The organism is Pseudomonas syringae pv. cilantro (assembly GCF_001293775.1).
Taxonomy (GTDB): Bacteria; Pseudomonadota; Gammaproteobacteria; order Pseudomonadales; family Pseudomonadaceae; genus Aquipseudomonas; species Aquipseudomonas syringae_P.
In genome coordinates this window covers 73,248-88,163 of sequence record NZ_LGLN01000032.1, presented here as the reverse complement: position 1 = coordinate 88,163, position 14,916 = coordinate 73,248, and the positions used below count along the sequence as shown (strand labels likewise).

17 protein-coding genes are annotated in these 14,916 nt (G+C 60.4%); 7 read left to right on the top strand and 10 right to left on the bottom strand.

Translation table 11 applies throughout. The features are described 5' to 3' along the window. Window positions 1-185: 185 nt before the first annotated feature. The gene (locus ABJ99_RS05885) at window positions 186-452 is read right to left on the bottom strand and encodes a hypothetical protein (RefSeq protein WP_007249337.1); all 267 of its coding nucleotides are present in this window, start codon (window positions 450-452) and stop codon (window positions 186-188) included. 329 nt (window positions 453-781) lie between these two features. Between ABJ99_RS05885 and ABJ99_RS05880 the strand changes: the two genes are divergently transcribed. Then, window positions 782-2,107, top strand: coding sequence for a sigma-54-dependent transcriptional regulator (locus tag ABJ99_RS05880; RefSeq protein ID WP_054085007.1), 1,326 nt, complete (start codon window positions 782-784; stop codon window positions 2,105-2,107). On the opposite strand, the gene ABJ99_RS05875 is transcribed toward ABJ99_RS05880, so the two are convergent. Together ABJ99_RS05875 and pnuC are read right to left on the bottom strand one after the other, a co-directional pair. Continuing rightward, a complete protein-coding gene (locus tag ABJ99_RS05875) occupies window positions 2,051-2,629 on the bottom strand; it encodes an AAA family ATPase (protein WP_054085006.1) in 579 nt (192 codons plus the stop codon). The genes ABJ99_RS05880 and ABJ99_RS05875 overlap by 57 nt on opposite strands. Continuing rightward, entirely contained in the window at window positions 2,626-3,189 is a 564-nt protein-coding gene (gene pnuC, locus ABJ99_RS05870; RefSeq protein ID WP_054085005.1) for a nicotinamide riboside transporter PnuC, read from the bottom strand. Before pnuC ends, ABJ99_RS05875 begins: the two co-directional genes overlap by 4 nt. 270 nt (window positions 3,190-3,459) lie before the next feature. Between pnuC and ABJ99_RS05865 the strand changes: the two genes are divergently transcribed. Both ABJ99_RS05865 and ABJ99_RS05860 read left to right on the top strand, forming a co-directional pair. Then, window positions 3,460-4,290 (top strand): undecaprenyl-diphosphate phosphatase, encoded by an 831-nt coding sequence (locus tag ABJ99_RS05865; RefSeq protein ID WP_054085004.1) that lies wholly within the window; start codon window positions 3,460-3,462, stop codon window positions 4,288-4,290. Beyond that, entirely contained in the window at window positions 4,287-4,775 is a 489-nt protein-coding gene (locus ABJ99_RS05860; RefSeq protein WP_054085003.1) for a DUF1294 domain-containing protein, read from the top strand. The genes ABJ99_RS05865 and ABJ99_RS05860 overlap by 4 nt, the downstream gene beginning before the upstream one ends. Here the strand turns inward: ABJ99_RS05860 and ABJ99_RS05855 are convergent. After that, window positions 4,732-5,088, bottom strand: coding sequence for an MmcQ/YjbR family DNA-binding protein (locus ABJ99_RS05855; RefSeq protein ID WP_054085002.1), 357 nt, complete (start codon window positions 5,086-5,088; stop codon window positions 4,732-4,734). The two genes, ABJ99_RS05860 and ABJ99_RS05855, sit on opposite strands and share 44 nt — an antisense overlap. A 141-nt stretch (window positions 5,089-5,229) precedes the next feature. Between ABJ99_RS05855 and pcaD the strand changes: the two genes are divergently transcribed. From pcaD to ABJ99_RS05835, 4 genes are all read left to right on the top strand, one after another. Continuing rightward, the gene (gene pcaD / locus ABJ99_RS05850) at window positions 5,230-6,021 is read left to right on the top strand and encodes a 3-oxoadipate enol-lactonase (protein ID WP_054085001.1); all 792 of its coding nucleotides are present in this window, start codon (window positions 5,230-5,232) and stop codon (window positions 6,019-6,021) included. Between the two features lie 78 nt (window positions 6,022-6,099). After that, window positions 6,100-7,059: a LysR family transcriptional regulator gene (locus tag ABJ99_RS05845; protein ID WP_054085000.1), complete on the top strand. Its 960-nt coding sequence runs from the start codon at window positions 6,100-6,102 to the stop codon at window positions 7,057-7,059. 74 nt (window positions 7,060-7,133) lie between these two features. Then, window positions 7,134-7,739: an FMN-dependent NADH-azoreductase gene (locus tag ABJ99_RS05840; protein ID WP_054084999.1), complete on the top strand. Its 606-nt coding sequence runs from the start codon at window positions 7,134-7,136 to the stop codon at window positions 7,737-7,739. 362 nt (window positions 7,740-8,101) lie between these two features. After that, a complete protein-coding gene (locus ABJ99_RS05835; protein ID WP_054085197.1) occupies window positions 8,102-9,142 on the top strand; it encodes an alpha/beta hydrolase family protein in 1,041 nt (346 codons plus the stop codon). Between the two features lie 7 nt (window positions 9,143-9,149). Here ABJ99_RS05835 and ABJ99_RS05830 read toward each other — a convergent pair whose 3' ends face one another. The 6 genes from ABJ99_RS05830 to ABJ99_RS05805 form a co-directional block, all read right to left on the bottom strand. Continuing rightward, window positions 9,150-9,803, bottom strand: coding sequence for a glycosyltransferase family 2 protein (locus ABJ99_RS05830; protein ID WP_054084998.1), 654 nt, complete (start codon window positions 9,801-9,803; stop codon window positions 9,150-9,152). Continuing rightward, on the bottom strand, window positions 9,772-10,401 hold the full coding sequence (locus ABJ99_RS05825; protein ID WP_054084997.1) for a class I SAM-dependent DNA methyltransferase: 630 nt from the start codon (window positions 10,399-10,401) through the stop codon (window positions 9,772-9,774). The genes ABJ99_RS05830 and ABJ99_RS05825 overlap by 32 nt, the downstream gene beginning before the upstream one ends. Continuing rightward, window positions 10,398-11,171 (bottom strand): PIG-L deacetylase family protein, encoded by a 774-nt coding sequence (locus tag ABJ99_RS05820; RefSeq protein ID WP_054084996.1) that lies wholly within the window; start codon window positions 11,169-11,171, stop codon window positions 10,398-10,400. The genes ABJ99_RS05825 and ABJ99_RS05820 overlap by 4 nt, the downstream gene beginning before the upstream one ends. A gap of 13 nt (window positions 11,172-11,184) precedes the next feature. Continuing rightward, window positions 11,185-12,198, bottom strand: coding sequence for an acyl-CoA dehydrogenase family protein (locus ABJ99_RS05815; RefSeq protein ID WP_054084995.1), 1,014 nt, complete (start codon window positions 12,196-12,198; stop codon window positions 11,185-11,187). Continuing rightward, window positions 12,195-14,378: a glycogen debranching protein GlgX gene (gene glgX / locus ABJ99_RS05810; RefSeq protein ID WP_054084994.1), complete on the bottom strand. Its 2,184-nt coding sequence runs from the start codon at window positions 14,376-14,378 to the stop codon at window positions 12,195-12,197. The genes ABJ99_RS05815 and glgX overlap by 4 nt, the downstream gene beginning before the upstream one ends. A 158-nt stretch (window positions 14,379-14,536) precedes the next feature. Then, the gene (locus ABJ99_RS05805) at window positions 14,537-14,914 is read right to left on the bottom strand and encodes a DUF2934 domain-containing protein (RefSeq protein ID WP_054084993.1); all 378 of its coding nucleotides are present in this window, start codon (window positions 14,912-14,914) and stop codon (window positions 14,537-14,539) included. Window positions 14,915-14,916: the final 2 nt, after the last annotated feature.

The following is a 14,916-nucleotide window of genomic DNA, read 5'->3' as shown; positions in this document are numbered from 1 at the left end:
AGGTGCCCTGAGCCGTAACCAAACATCACTGGCATCGCAGAGCCACTGTGTGACGCAGAGCGTCACGAACTGCCTACCGACGCGGCACGACAGTCAAACCAAGCCAGGCGCCTAACGCCCAGAAACCTGAAAGCCCCGCTTCCAGACTCCCAAGGACCTGCGAGTGCGCATCGCACAACGCGTGATCAGGCCGGCATGGTCCAAGGCATCAAGTCATACCCTTCATTACTGATTTCCGCACGGGCCTGTTCCAGAACGCTGGCCAACTGCTGCTTATCCGAATAAGTGCTGCTCGGAATCTGCTTGCGACCAATACGATTACTGGTGCGATCGATCACCGTCAGGCTCAACTCGCCGTTACCATCCTGTGGTGCCCAGGCAACACACTGGAAAGGTTCAAAAGCGTGTCCAGCGATCAGAAGTGCATCGTTGAAGCGCAGTGGGGCGTTCATGGTCGTTTCCTCAAGTGCCCGTATCAATTCAGTCACGTCGGTGGGCTGACCGTCCGGCTGGTTACTTGTGTTGATGAGCGACAAGGGGGCCTGAGTCACACGCTTTACCAGAAAAATCCTGAATTTTTTTTCACCCGCACCCGACGGGTGCAACGCCGAGCCTGCCAGGCAGGCGCGTTCAACTTAATCACATTTGGTTATGACGGTTAGATCCAAACGGTACAAGGGTGCGTCAAATATTTGCTAACGTAATATTCGGGCTCGCCAACATGCTGTTTATAAAACATTTTTAAAAATACCCATCCGACGCCGGGCGCCAAGGAACCTATATGCATGAAACGGCCCCCGCGCGACGTCTGCTGATGATCGATCCAGACGAGGCGTGCCAGCACCTGATCCCGATCCTGCAAGCCGCCGGATGGACGGTCGAGAGCAGCACACTGGATACTGACCCTGTCAATGACTACGACGTCGGCTTGATCCACTTGAAAGCCACGCATTTCGAACACCTCGACACACTTGAAAAACGGATCACCCGCGACACCAACCGCTGGGTCGCGCTGCTGACCGCCAACGACCTGCGACGCGAGCGAATCGGTGATTTCGTCTGCCAGTGGTTTTTCGATTTTCAAACCGTGCCGCTCGATGCAGAACGCATGCAGGCCACTCTGGACAAAGCGTTCGACAGTGCACTGTCAAACACGCAAAGCAGGGGGCTTGTACCTCAGGGCGAACCGGAAATGCTCGGCGACAGCCGACTGACGCGGGAACTGCGGCGTCTGTTGAGCAAGCTGGCACCCACTGAATCGCCGGTGCTGATCCGTGGCGAGCGCGGCACCGGCAAGGCATTGATCGCACGGAGCCTGCACGCCCAGTCCCGGCGTCGTGACAAACCGTTCGTCACGGTTGATTGTGCTGCCGTAGCCGAGCATCTGATCCACGCCGAGTTGTTTGGCCATGAAGCGGGTGCTGTCGAGGGCCTGCCGGAGCGCAGCATCGGGCGTATCGCGGCGGCGGATGGCGGCACATTACTGCTTGAAAACATCGGTGATCTGCCGTTGGAAACCCAGGCAGATCTGTTGCGCTTTCTGGAAGACGGGCAGCTTCAGCGCCTTGGCAGCAGCGAGCCGGTCAGTGTAGACGTACGGGTACTGGCTACCACCGAGGCAGACCTCGAAACGGCCATTCGTAAAAAGCGTTTTCGAGAGGATTTGTATTATCGGCTTAACGTGTTGCAGGTGGGCACTGCGCCACTGCGCGAACGGCATGGCGATCTGGCGCTGCTGGCCAATCATTTTGCTCACCTCTACAGTCAGGAAAGTGGTCGACGGGCACGCAGTTTCAGTCAGGATGCGCTCATAGCCCTTGGCAAGCACGACTGGCCGGGCAATGTCAGTGAACTGGCCAATAGGGTGCGAAGAGGGCTGGTGCTGGCGGAAGGCAGGCAGATCGAAGCGGTCAATCTGGGTTTGCCGGGCGACGATGACGTGGCTGGCAGCATGAGCACTCTGGAGGAGTACAAATCCCGTGCCGAACGTCAGGCGTTGTGTGATGTGCTGACACGTCACAGCGACAATCTGAGCATGGCCGCCAAGGTGCTAGGGATTTCGCGACCGACCTTCTACCGTTTGTTGCACAAGCATCAGATCCGCTGACGGACCCAGCAGATTCGACACGGCTGCCATCGCCTGCTCGCGGCGCTGCTGCCAGTCGCCGTCGAGCACCTGATAGGCTTGCCGGTGACTGTCGAGCCATTCGCGGCTGGCGTCGAAGAACGCCTGGCGCTCGCCCAGCGCCGGCTGGCAGCGTTGGCCGTCGCTGATCCAGTGCACACCCTGTGGCGACAGCAGCAGGTGCAGGTCGTAGGACCTGTTCAGCAGTTGCTGTTCGATCCACGCAGGGCAATCGCCGAACAGGGTGCGGCTCCAGAGCATATTGCTCAGCAGATGGGTGTCGAGAATCAGCAACTGCGGAGCGCTTGCCCGTGCAGCGTCCTCCCAGGCCAATTGACCCTGAGCGATGGCCGGGATGTCGCTGTAAAACGTATCGCGGCCCTGCCGGTCGATGAACTCGCGAACGTATTCACCGACCATGACCCCGCCGAAGCGCCGCTGGACCTCAACCGACAGCCAGCTCTTGCCACTCGACTCGGGGCCGGTCAGGACCAGAACCTTCATCGCGCCAGTACCAGATCATTGCGCCATTCGCGCCAGCCCTGAACCGCCAGCAAGGTGAACAGAGCATAAAGGGCGGCTGTCAGGTACAGGTCTTTATAGATGAACAGGCCGACAAAAATCACATCCAGAACAATCCACAACGGCCAGCACTGCACGCGTTTCTGCGCCATCCACACCTGTGCCACCAGGCTGAAGCCGGTCAGGGCGGCGTCGAGCCAGGGTTGTGCGGCATCCGTGAAGTGTGCCATGCCCGCGCCCAGGCCCAGGCTGATCAGCACGCCGACCGCCAGCCCCTTGAGTACCGAATTGCGGTTCAGCACGCTGACTGCCCTGACAGGCAGGCCATTGCCATGCCGGGTCCATTGCAGCCAGCCGTAGACTTGCAAACCGGCATAGATCACTTGCAGCAGCATGTCCGAATACAACTTCACGTCGAAGAAAATCCAGATGTAGATCACCACCATCACCAGGCCGATGGGCCAACACCAGGGGTTCTGCTTCACTGTCAGCCAGACTGCGATCACACCGATGGCTGCGGCAAAGAGTTCAAGCCCGGACATGGCGGCACCTTGGTTGGGGGAGTGGTTGCAGGGGCGGCGATTGTAATCGCTTCCGTGCCCGGCGGGGAGCCTGCGTGGCGACGAGCATTACGCCAGCAGGCGTTGTGCGTAAAGGTCTGCTAGCATTCCGCGGCTCGCGTCTGCGCAGGTTCAAGCTTCGTTCAGGTTTGTAACGGCATAGTGGCAACCGTTTTTTTACACAGTGGCAACCATTTTTTACACAATAACGTTAAACGGCGAGCCTGCGGCGTCGCTTCATGGGGGAAAGTGATGGATCTTTGGACCGCTGCTCAGGCGTTGATACTGGGTATTGTTGAAGGGCTTACGGAGTTCCTGCCGATCTCCAGCACCGGGCACCAGATCATTGTTGCCGACCTGATCGGTTTTGGTGACGAGCGCGCCATGGCCTTCAACATCATCATCCAGCTGGGGGCGATTCTGGCGGTGGTCTGGGAATTTCGGCGCAAGATTCTGGATGTGGTCGTCGGCTTGCCCAAACAGCAACAGGCTCAGCGTTTTACCCTTAACCTGTTGATCGCGTTCATGCCGGCGGTGGTGCTCGGGGTGATCTTTGCCGACCTGATCCATCATTATTTGTTCAACGCCATCACGGTGGCCACGGCACTGGTTATCGGCGGCGTGATCATGCTCTGGGCCGAACGCCGCGAGCACGCGGTCCGCACTGAAACCGTCGATGACATGACGTGGACCGATGCGCTGAAAATCGGGCTGGTGCAGTGCCTGGCGATGATTCCCGGTACGTCCCGTTCGGGCTCTACCATCATTGGTGGCCTGCTGTTCGGCTTGTCGCGCAAGGCCGCCACGGAGTTCTCGTTCTTCCTCGCCATGCCGACCATGGTCGGCGCTGCCGTCTACTCGGGTTACAAGTACCGGGACATGTTCCGTCCGGACGACTTCGCGGTCTTCGCGATCGGTTTCATCACCTCGTTCATTTTCGCCATGATCGCGGTGCGCGGGCTACTCAAGTTCATTGCCACTCACAGCTATGCAGTGTTTGCCTGGTATCGCATTGCCTTCGGCCTGCTGATTCTGGCGACCTGGCAGTTTGGCTGGATCGACTGGGCATCGGCCAAGGCATGACCACTTCCCGACCACCCCAGAGGCCCGCCAGCCGGGGACGCGCGCCTGTCCGGCAGTTGCCCCTGAAGCTGGCGCTGTTAGTGCTGTTGTGCGCCTTGCCGGCGTACGGCTCGGTATCGTTGTGGGTCAGGCAGGGCATGCTGATTCCGGCGTGTGCTTTGCTCGGCATGAGCCTGCTGGCGTTCGTGCTGTATCGCCACGACAAGCGTCAGGCCGGAAACGGCGGTCAGCGCACCCCGGAAAACGTTCTGCACACCTTGGAATTACTGGGCGGCTGGCCGGGTGCGCTGCTGGCGCAACAGATGTTTCGCCACAAGACCCGCAAGGTGTCGTTTCAGATCGTGTTCTGGCTGATCGTGCTGGTGCATCAGGCGTTGTGGGTAGACTGGCTGTTTCTCGGCAAGCGGCTCTGGCAGATGCTGCTGTTGCCGCTTCAGGGCCTTATAACATCAACGCAATCTGCTGGCGTTTTGGCAATTTGCTGACCACCAGTTGATGAGAGCGGGTGACCAGGTCCTTGATTTCCGATCCGCTCAACGCCTCCAGTTTAGCCACGCTGATCCAGTGCGCTCTGGCCAGATAGGGCGCAGGGCGGATGCCGGGCCGGTCGACATAGCCCAGAAACAAATCCGCAGCGACCTTGAACGCCAGTTCCCCACCGGCAAGGTCCATGACCGCAAACATCTTCTTCTCGGCAACCGAAAACACCCGCACACCGCCCCATTTGTAGTCCTCCCGCGCACCCGGCAGGCTGAGGCAGAATCGGGCGATGTCTTCTTTGCCCATCGGCTTTGGCATGCGCAAGCTCCTTTATGTGGTATCGAAAATGTGATCGCGAACGGCAAGCTGTTCGATAGCCGCACGGATATTTGATCAGCGGATTGTATGCGGCGGTGACACTCATTAGTGTGCAGGTTTGCCCTTTCTATGGAGCCTGCTATGCCTGCCGCGCAACTTGCTGACGGTGAACTGAATTATCTGCTGGAAGGCCAGCCCGGCGCCCCGGTGCTGGTGTTGTCCAACTCGCTGGGCACCGACCTGCACATGTGGGACAACCAGATTGCAGCATTCACCCGGCATTTTCAGGTCTTGCGTTACGACACGCGCGGGCATGGTAGGTCGCTGGTCAGCGAAGGCAGCTACAGCATCGAGCAGAACGGCCGTGACGTCGTGGCATTGCTGGACGCGCTGCAGATCGACAAGGCTTCCTTCTGCGGGCTGTCCATGGGCGGCCTGATCGGTCAGTGGTTGGCGATCAACGCGCCGCAGCGCCTGCAACGGGTGGTGCTGTGCAATACCGCTGCGAAGATCGGCAACCCTGATATCTGGAACCCGCGCATCGAAACCGTGCTGCGTGACGGCCAGGCGGCCATGGTCGCGTTGCGTGATGCCTCCATCTCGCGCTGGTTCACCCCGGCATTCGCGGTACAGGAACCGGCAGTTGTGGACCGTATTGTCAGCATGCTGGCACATACTTCACCGCAAGGATATGCGGCCAATTGTGCTGCCGTACGCGACGCTGATTTTCGTGAGCAACTGGCGGGCATCAAGCTGCCGACGCTGGTGGTGTGTGGCACCGAGGACGCGGTCACCACAACGGCAGACGGGCGTTTCATGGTGCAGCGCATTCAGGGCGCACAAAGTGTCGAGTTGCCGGCCGCGCATTTATCCAGTGTCGAAGCGGGGCAGTCATTCACTGCGCCGGTGCTGGCCTTTCTGACTGCCGATTAACCGGTCTGATTCTCGCACCGTATCTTGAGAGGCTCGCGGTAGCGCTGCATACTCGCCGCTCCAGAAACGAGGTGGCCGGTGTTTGATCTCAATGATCTGTATTATTTCGTTCAGGTGGTCGAGTGCCGGGGCTTCGCGCCGGCCAGCCGCAAGCTGGGGATTCCGAAATCCAAGCTCAGTCGGCGCATTGCCGGGCTGGAAGAGCGGCTTGGCGTGACACTGATTCACCGCTCGACCCGCAAATTCGCCGTAACCGAAAGCGGACGTGACTATTACGCCCACTGCGTAGCGATGCTGGTCGAGGCCGAAGCCGCCGAAGAAGCCATTCAGCGTTCCAAATCCGAACCTCAGGGCAAGGTCGTGGTGAGCTGTCCGCCGGCCATGGCGGCCATGGGCATCAACGAGGCAATTGCCCGTTTCATGGCCGCGCACCCCAAGGTGCAGGTGCACATCGAGAGTAGTAACCGGCGAGTCGATCCGCTGACCGAGAACATCGATATCGCCTTGCGAGTGCGTTTTCCTCCGCTGGAAGATGACGGCCTGGTGGTGAAGACGCTTGGGCACAGCGCGCAACGGCTGGTGGCCCACCCCGACCTGGCTGCGCTGCTACCGGCGAATCCTTCGTTTGCCGATCTGGCCCGGTTACCGAGTCTGGATGTGCCTTCTTCCACCCCGGAGCATCGCTGGCTGCTGGAGAACGGACCGGGGCATTATGTCGAAGTGCGGCACGCACCGCGTCTGATCAGCTCGGATCTGGACGGCATACTGCAAGCCGCTCTGCAAGGTGTCGGCGTGGCCCAGCTGCCGGAAATTCTGGTCAGGGAAGCCTTGCAACAGGGCCGTATGGTGGAGCTGTTCGATGCACACCGCCCCAAGTGCGGAATCCTGCACGCAGTATTCGTTTCGCGACGCGGTCTGCTGCCCGCCGTCAGAGGCCTGCTGGATGCGTTCGAGAACTCGTTCAAGGAACTGACGCACAATCCTGAGTCTCTGTATTGTTCCTTACATAGAACGAACAGTCGCATTCAAGGCAACTAATCATTCATTACAATCACAGATAGGATGCTCCCCACTTGATCGCCCTTCGGCGATATTCACTTGGGAAGCCCGTTATGAACCTTTTGCACCTTGATTCCAGCATCCTCGGCGACCATTCTGCTTCGCGTCAGCTGACCCGTGATGTCGTCCAGGCCTACCAGAGCGCGCACGCCGACGCTCAGGTGACCTACCGCGATCTGGCCAGCGATGCGCTGGGTCATTTCTCCGCCGCCAGCCTCGCCGCAGCCGGTACGCCGGTAGAAGGCCGCGATGCTGCCCAGCAGCACGAAGTGGAAGCCAACGAAGCGACACTGCAACAATTTCTCGATTCCGACGTAGTCGTGATCGGTGCGCCGATGTACAACTTCACGGTGCCGTCCCAGTTGAAGGCGTGGATCGACCGCATCGCCGTTGCCGGTCGCACGTTCCGCTATTCCGAAGCCGGTCCTGAAGGTCTGTGCGGGGGCAAGAAGATCATCATCGTGTCCACTTCCGGTGGCCTGCACCAGGGCCTGCCAAGTGGCGCGGGTCATGAAGAGCTGCTCAAGGCGTTGTTCGCGTTCATCGGCGTGACCGACCTGCAATTCGTGCGTGCACACGGCCTGGCCTATGGTGAAGAGCCGCGTGCCAGCGCAATGACGGCCGCGCTGCAGCAGATCGAGGACCTTTTCGCCGCCTGATCATCGACACAAAACCTGATACGAACTCCACCGCCTGCGCATTGGTTTGCGCCGGGTCGTGGAGTTTTTTTTGAGCGGCAGAACTGTTTGTAACCTTGACAGCTTCCTTACAGGCAAGCACGCAGATTGAGGATTAAGCTGATCTTCCTGACGCCTGTTTTCGGCGTTTTTGTCGAATGGTTCGCATATGCGACGAAGAGTAGGCTGATGCTGGCTCGACTTGTGCAATATTCCATTTTCAAAGACTCTCAGCTTTAGTAACACATTAAGTGAGAGCGGCGCGCTGGAGCACGATGCTCGACACAAGCGCATGAATGGACCGTCCGGACACACTGCCGGAATGACAAAGGTTGGGCCTTGCCATGGTACGTCTTTGTGCAGTTATGCTGGTTTGCCTGCTCGACAGCATGATTTCGGTGCACGCCCAGGCTGCAGGTGCCTGGAGCGCGGGCTACCACGAATTGATTTTTCCCGATCCGCTGGACTCGCAGCCGATGCAGGCGATTGCCTTCTATCCTTCGACGGGCAGTGAGCAGTCCAGCATTATTCAGGGCTATCGTATCGAGGCCGGCGAGGACGCACCGGTTGCCATGGGCCGTTTTCCTCTGCTGCTGTTGTCCCATGGCAATACGGGTACTCCGCTGGCACTGCACGATCTGGCGACTTCGCTGGCCCGGCAGGGTTTCGTGGTGGTCGCGGTGGTCCATCCCGGCGACAACGACCGCGATCACAGCCGCCTGGGCAGTCTGAGCAATCTCTATGGACGTCCGTTGCAGATATCCGAGGCGATCAGCTCAGCCTTGCTCGATCCGATGCTTTCGCCATACCTCAATGCGCGCCAGGTGGGTGTGATCGGCTATTCGGCCGGCGGCGAAACCGCGTTGATCCTCGCTGGCGCCCGCCCGGATCTGAAGCGCCTGCGCCAGTATTGTCTGGAGCGGCCGGGTGATCGGGATGCCTGCACGACTCAGGGCGAGCTGGTAGTCGACCGTGACGATTTGCACGCACAAGCGGACCCGCGGGTGGGCGCACTGATGCTGATGGCACCGTTAAGCCTGATGTTCGGCCGCCATACGCTGGGCGACGTGCATGTGCCGGTGTTGATGTATGCCGGTGACGACGATCAATTGCTGGCCATTGACCGTAATGCCGAGGCGTTGGCGCGCAAGCTGCCGCAGGCACCGGATTACAGGTTATTGGCGGGGGCGGGGCACTTCGTGTTCATGGCGCCGTGCACAGATGAGCAGCGTGCGACTGCGCCGCTGCTGTGCAATGACCCTGACGGGGTTGATCGAGAGGACATCCATCGCACCCTGAGCGCTGAAGCGGTGCGCTTCTTTACCACGGCGCTCAGTGCCGCTGACCCGGATCGCTCCGGCATGCAGACGGCGCACCATCAGTGATGGCTGTTCAGCCGTTCAGCGAGCGCAGGTAATCGCCAAACCCGCCTCTGGCTTTAGAGTCGAGGCGGGTGCTGGTTGTAACTCTGGGGCGGCAACTCCAGGCGATCCGCGCGCCAATCAATTCCAGTTGCTGAACCAGATGCACGTCCTCGTGGCAGGCCAGCGCTGGAAAACCTCCGGCGCTGACATAGGCAATCGAACTCACCCCCAGGTTGGCACCGTGTATGTGCCGATGGCCGTCGCGGTGCTGGTAATGGCTGAGGTAGGCAGCCTGCGCAGCGGCGGAAATGTCTTGGTTCCAGTCGCCGGGCATGACGGTTCCGCACACGGCGTCGGCGTCCAAGGCAAGCTGCTCGCTCAACCAGTCGCTGGCCACGCTGCTGTCGCCATCGGTGCAGGCAAGCCAGCGTGCACCCCTGTCGAGCAGAAACGCAGCCCCTTCGGCACGCGCCTGGCCGACGTTGCGCGCCGTCACTTCCAGAATCATCACCCCATGAGCACGAGCGATCTCTGCCGAGCGGTCCGTGCAGCTGTCGAGCACCACCAGCACCTCCACCGTTTCCCCGTTGAGGTCCGGGTGGGCAGCGGCTTGCAGCACAGTGGTCAGGCAGGCGCCCAGCAACTGCTCTTCATTGTGCACCGGAATCAGAATGCCGATCATTCGAGAACTCCTGTTCTGCGACAGAGGTAGCATCACGACTCCACAGGTCCAGCAGGAAGTCCTGTTCGTGATGATTGAAAAGCCGATGCATGGAAAGCCTTTCAGCAAGTGTGTCGTGAACGCGCTGTGCGTTCAGCGGACAGCCTTCGATGTCGGGACGCCAGTGACAGGCGAGCAGTTGGCCGTCAGGTGTCAAGGCGTCAAGCGCGCAGTCGATCAGACGGTTCAGATCCTCAAGGTCCAGGTAATAGCCCAGTTCGCTGAACACGATCAGGTCGAACTGTCCCGCTGGCCATTGTTGCGGCAAACGAGCTTGCAACACCCGGGCGTTGGGCAGGTCAGCCAGACGCTGGCGCGCCAGCTCCACGGCCAGGGTCGAGGTGTCGCAGCACAGCAGGGTGTCGCAGCGTGCGGCAAGGTCGGCGCTGAGTTCGCCATTGGCGCAGCCCGGCTCCAGAATCGCCCGGTAGTGCTCACGGGGCAGGGCGGCCAGGGTCAATGCGCGCTTGCGGCGTTCGTACCAGCGCTTTTTGAATGCCCACGGATCGCTGTCATTACTGAAAAGATCGTCAAAGTAGCTGTCGGCGACACTGCTCATGTGAACACCACTTCAAACGGCTGCATCAGCCGTTCCAGAACGCTGGCAGGCAACACCGGAGACAGCCCGATGGCCGGATCGCCTTGCAGCTGGCTGGTGAACGCCTGGGCGGCGTGACGCTTGCGGGCGAGTGTCATCGGATCGAGCAGCAACTTGCGCGCCCGCTCCCAGGGCAGACGCGGATCTTCCGGGTCTGCCCAGTGCCAGGCCCAGATCGGCACCTCATGTAATTGCGCGCCGGTGGTGGCACAGGCTCTGGCGCTGGCTCGGCCAACCGCTTCGTGGTCGCCGTGGCCATCACCCGACCAGGTCGCGAACACTACATCGGTCGGCCCAAGGTGCTGTTCGAGAAAATCGACCACACGCTCTTCTTCCACTGCAACCTCGCCATCCTGAAAGCCCCCACGCACCCACTCCAGGCGTTCGAAGGGTATGTCGAGACGTTGCAAGGCCTCAGCACTTTCCTGAGGGCGAATGGCCGACAGACGCTCGACAGGCCAAAGTGCCGAACCTGGATGGCTGGAGGTGCCGTCCGTGATTGAAATCAACAGCAGACGGCGCTCCAGTTGCGCGAGCTGACTCATCAGCCCGCCACAGCCCAGCACTTCATCATCCGGGTGCGGCGCAATGATCACCGCCCTGCAATTAGGCGGCACCAGCAGGTCGGCGGTGATTGCCGGCAAGCCGCGCAATTTGCTGGAAGCATTCCAGGCGGCCAGTGGCGTGCCTTGACCGGCTTCATCTTCGCTTACCAGAAAAGCTTCACTCATGATGCATACGCTCTCATAGCAACCACGCCGAGGGCGACTGCAGCCGTTTGCCGACCAGTTGCCCCAGCGCGGCCAAATCCTGCTCGGCATGGCTCTGACGCAAAAAGACAGGCAGATCGGCAATCAGCCGGGCGAAATGTGCATCCTTGCAATACGGGCCTGCGCCCACCGCGCGACCGACGTGCTGGATGACCTGCTCGGCGGTCTGCTCGATAAACGCCCGACAGCGCCGGGCGATGACTTCCGCGTTCTCGGTGGGCGCTTCATTCAGGTGCGTGGCGGCAGCGCGCAGCACATCGGCGGCTGCGTGCAGCGCGACGTCAACGGCACCCAGGTGCGCAAACGCATGGGGCTCGTCGCGCTTGCCGACCTGTTGCAACAGACGCTGCGCGATTGAGCGCGACGCGCCGAACCAGCAGGCCGCTATGCCAATACCGCCTTGCCAGAACCCCGGTCGAGCCAGATAACCGCCCGGTTCGCCGACCCGCTCTGCGCTGGCCCGTTCGAACAGGACTTCGACGCTACCGGTCGCACCCATGCCTACTGCTCGCCAGCCGTCGTTGGTGATGTGGACGCCCGGCTGGTCGAGGCGTACGGCGACCAGTTGTTGACGCTGTTGCTCGTCCCATACAGTGATCAGTGCGTGGCTCAGGGCCGACGCACCGGAGCACCAGGCTTTGCGGCCATCCAGGCGAAGTGAATCGCCGCTGCCGCGAAGCGTTACCCGTGCCTGTAGCGGCTCTGCCGCCCACATGCCCCAGGTACTGAATTGTTCGGGGGGCGGGGCACCCAGTTCCGCCATGATCGCCAAGGCGTCAGTGTGCCCCTCGTACAACTTGCACAACCCCAGGTCATGGCCTGCAACACAGGCCAGCGCCTGCCAGCGCTCAAGTGTCTGACCACCGGCAGGCAGGGGAAGCTGATCCAGACCTTCATTGACCAGTGCCTGCAAGCACTCGCCCAGCGCACGCGTGTCGGCATAGCCCTGCCTGCGCCAGTCGAGAAACTCACTCAAGGCATCGCTCATTGCTGATCTTCACGCTTCAGTTCAAACAGCAGCAGTGAACGCGGGGTGACGGTGTATTGCGAACCGAACGCGAACTGCTCCTTGTTGCGTGCATCATCCTGATTGGTATCGATCAGGCACTCGTAATGCGTACCTTCAGGCACTTCCGGCAGCGTGAAGTTGACGCCGTCGTGATGGGCGTTGACCACCAGCAGCAGGGTGGTGTCTGCACCTGGGCGGCGGATGCCGGTTTCCTGTGCGCGACCTTCCATCAGCATGCCCAGGCAACGGCCGTTGGCATCGTGCCATTGCTCGACACTCATCTCTTCGCCATTCGGCGCGAGCCAGGTCACGTCCTTGACGCCGATTTCTTCGTTGTAGTCGCCTACCAGGAAGCGGCTACGACGCAGGATCGGGTAAGTCTGACGCAGCTTGATCACGCGGGTCACGAACTTGAGCAGCGCCTCGCCGTCCTCGTCCAGATCCCAGTTGATCCAGCCAATCTCGCTGTCCTGACAGTAGGCGTTGTTATTACCGTGCTGAGTGCGGGCGAACTCGTCACCGGCCACAATCATCGGTGTGCCTTGTGCCAGCAGCAGGGTGGCGAAAAAGTTGCGCATCTGGCGCAGACGCAGGGCATTGATTTCCGGATCTTCGGTCGGACCTTCAACGCCATGGTTCCAGGACAGGTTGTTGTTACTGCCGTCCTGATTGTTTTCGTCGTTCGCTTCGTTGTGCTTGTCGTTGTACGACACCAGGTCGTGCAGCGTGAAGCCATCGTGCGCAGTGATGAAGTTCACTGACGCCTGAGGGCGGCGGCCGCGCTGGTTGAACATGTTGCCGGAGGCCGTCATGCGCGCTGCGAAGTCGGCCAGCTGGCCTTCGTCGCCTTTCCAGAACGCACGCACGGTGTCGCGGAACTTGTCGTTCCACTCCATCCAGCCCGGCGGGAAGCCACCGACCTGATAACCGCCCGGGCCGCAGTCCCACGGCTCGGCAACCAGTTTGACCTGACGCAGGATCGGGTCCTGACGGCAGGCAACGAGGAAGCTGTGACGCTCGTCGAAACCATCGTGGTAACGACCGAGAATGGTTGCCAGGTCGAAGCGGAAGCCGTCGACGTGCATTTCCGACGCCCAGTAGCGCAGCGAGTCGGTGACCATCTGCAGCACGCAAGGATGACTCAGATCGAGGGTGTTACCTGTACCGGAATCGTTGATGTAGTAACGCTTGTCATCCGGCATCAGCCTGTAATAAGAGGCGTTGTCGATACCGCGCATGGACAGGGTAGGGCCCAGCTCGTTGCCTTCGGCAGTGTGGTTGTAGACCACATCGAGAATGACTTCCAGACCGGCGTGGTGCAGGTGCGCAACCATTTCCTTGAACTCGGCAATCTTGCCGCTCGCCAGGTAGCGCGGGTCCGGGGCGAAGAACGCAATACTGTTGTAGCCCCAGTAGTTGGTCATGCCCTTTTGCAGCAGGTGCTGGTCATTGACGAACGCGTGGATCGGCAACAGCTCGACGGAGGTCACGCCCAACTTGCGGATGTGCTCGACGACTGGCGCTGACCCCAGCCCGGCGAAGGTGCCGCGCAGTTCTTCGGCGACCTCAGGATGGCGCATGGTAATGCCGCGCACGTGGGTCTCGTAGAAAATGGTCTTGTCCCATGGCGTACCGACACGCTGGTCGCGGCCCCAGGTGTAAGCCTCGTCAATGACCTTGCTTTTCGGTACGAATGGCGCGCTGTCACGTTCGTCAAAGCTCAGGTCGCCATCCGGATGGCCGATGGTGTAGCCGAACAGCGCTTCCGACCATTTCAGTTCACCCACCAGTTGCTTGGCGTACGGGTCGATCAGCAGTTTGTTGTGGTTGAAGCGATGGCCGTTCTTCGGATCGTAAGGGCCGTACACGCGGTAGCCGTAGATCTGGCCGGGATGAGCATCTGGCAGATAGCCATGGTAGATCTCATCGGTGTATTCCGGAAGCTCGATGCGCTCCAGCTCCACTTCGCCGGTCGAATCAAACAGGCAAAGCTCCACTTTGGTAGCGTTTGCCGAAAACAAGGCAAAGTTGACGCCCAGGCCATCCCAGCTGGCACCGAGTGGAAAGGGAAGTCCTTCACGAATGCGTGTCGGGGTGCTGGAAGGGGTATCTTGCGTGGCCGAACTTTCTTCCGCCGCTGATGTGGACTTCGTATTCATGGGGCCTTCCTGACTTCTGATGATTTTCTGAGCGGCCAAGACCGCTACCGAAGCCGGAAGGCTTCGATATTAACGATAGAGTGTGAGGGTGCCGCAAGCCTGGCTTCAACGTTTCGAGCAGGCCTGCACCAGTGGACTGACATAGCGTGCGAAGAGTTTCACTCAGCCGATGGCTTGCGTGGCTTCTTCGCGGCGGGCTTGGCGGGAGCGTCGGTTGCCGGCGCGGAACCTGCCGCTGCCTTTGGCTTGGGAGCTGCCTTGGCCGCTGGCTTGGGCTTGGCTGGCGCCGGTTTTGCCGCAGGTGCAGACTTGGCCACCGGTTTGGCAGCGCCCTTGGCTGGCGCCTTGGCTTTGTCCACTTCAGGCAGCTTGGGCTTGCTTGACTTGCTGACGGTTGACTTGTTCGGAGCCAGCGCCTCGGCTTCCGCCAGCTTGCGCGCCATTTCCCAATGACGCTCGTCGTGACCAGAAGGCTTGCCCTCTGATTCCCAGATTTGATAAGCAAAATCGCGAATTCGTTTTTCGTCGGCACTCATCT

Bases quoted from the DNA above. Each gene is read 5' to 3' on its own strand.
- ABJ99_RS05885 (WP_007249337.1), bottom strand. From the start codon at position 452: ATGAACGCCCCACTGCGCTTCAACGATGCACTTCTGATCGCTGGACAC.
- ABJ99_RS05880 (WP_054085007.1), top strand. From the start codon at position 782: ATGCATGAAACGGCCCCCGCGCGACGTCTGCTGATGATCGATCCAGAC.
- ABJ99_RS05875 (WP_054085006.1), bottom strand. From the start codon at position 2,629: ATGAAGGTTCTGGTCCTGACCGGCCCCGAGTCGAGTGGCAAGAGCTGG.
- pnuC (WP_054085005.1), bottom strand. From the start codon at position 3,189: ATGTCCGGGCTTGAACTCTTTGCCGCAGCCATCGGTGTGATCGCAGTC.
- ABJ99_RS05865 (WP_054085004.1), top strand. From the start codon at position 3,460: ATGGATCTTTGGACCGCTGCTCAGGCGTTGATACTGGGTATTGTTGAA.
- ABJ99_RS05860 (WP_054085003.1), top strand. From the start codon at position 4,287: ATGACCACTTCCCGACCACCCCAGAGGCCCGCCAGCCGGGGACGCGCG.
- ABJ99_RS05855 (WP_054085002.1), bottom strand. From the start codon at position 5,088: ATGCCAAAGCCGATGGGCAAAGAAGACATCGCCCGATTCTGCCTCAGC.
- pcaD (WP_054085001.1), top strand. From the start codon at position 5,230: ATGCCTGCCGCGCAACTTGCTGACGGTGAACTGAATTATCTGCTGGAA.
- ABJ99_RS05840 (WP_054084999.1), top strand. From the start codon at position 7,134: ATGAACCTTTTGCACCTTGATTCCAGCATCCTCGGCGACCATTCTGCT.
- ABJ99_RS05835 (WP_054085197.1), top strand. From the start codon at position 8,102: ATGGTACGTCTTTGTGCAGTTATGCTGGTTTGCCTGCTCGACAGCATG.
- ABJ99_RS05830 (WP_054084998.1), bottom strand. From the start codon at position 9,803: ATGATCGGCATTCTGATTCCGGTGCACAATGAAGAGCAGTTGCTGGGC.
- ABJ99_RS05825 (WP_054084997.1), bottom strand. From the start codon at position 10,401: ATGAGCAGTGTCGCCGACAGCTACTTTGACGATCTTTTCAGTAATGAC.
- ABJ99_RS05820 (WP_054084996.1), bottom strand. From the start codon at position 11,171: ATGAGTGAAGCTTTTCTGGTAAGCGAAGATGAAGCCGGTCAAGGCACG.
- ABJ99_RS05815 (WP_054084995.1), bottom strand. From the start codon at position 12,198: ATGAGCGATGCCTTGAGTGAGTTTCTCGACTGGCGCAGGCAGGGCTAT.
- glgX (WP_054084994.1), bottom strand. From the start codon at position 14,378: ATGAATACGAAGTCCACATCAGCGGCGGAAGAAAGTTCGGCCACGCAA.
- ABJ99_RS05805 (WP_054084993.1), bottom strand. From the start codon at position 14,914: ATGAGTGCCGACGAAAAACGAATTCGCGATTTTGCTTATCAAATCTGG.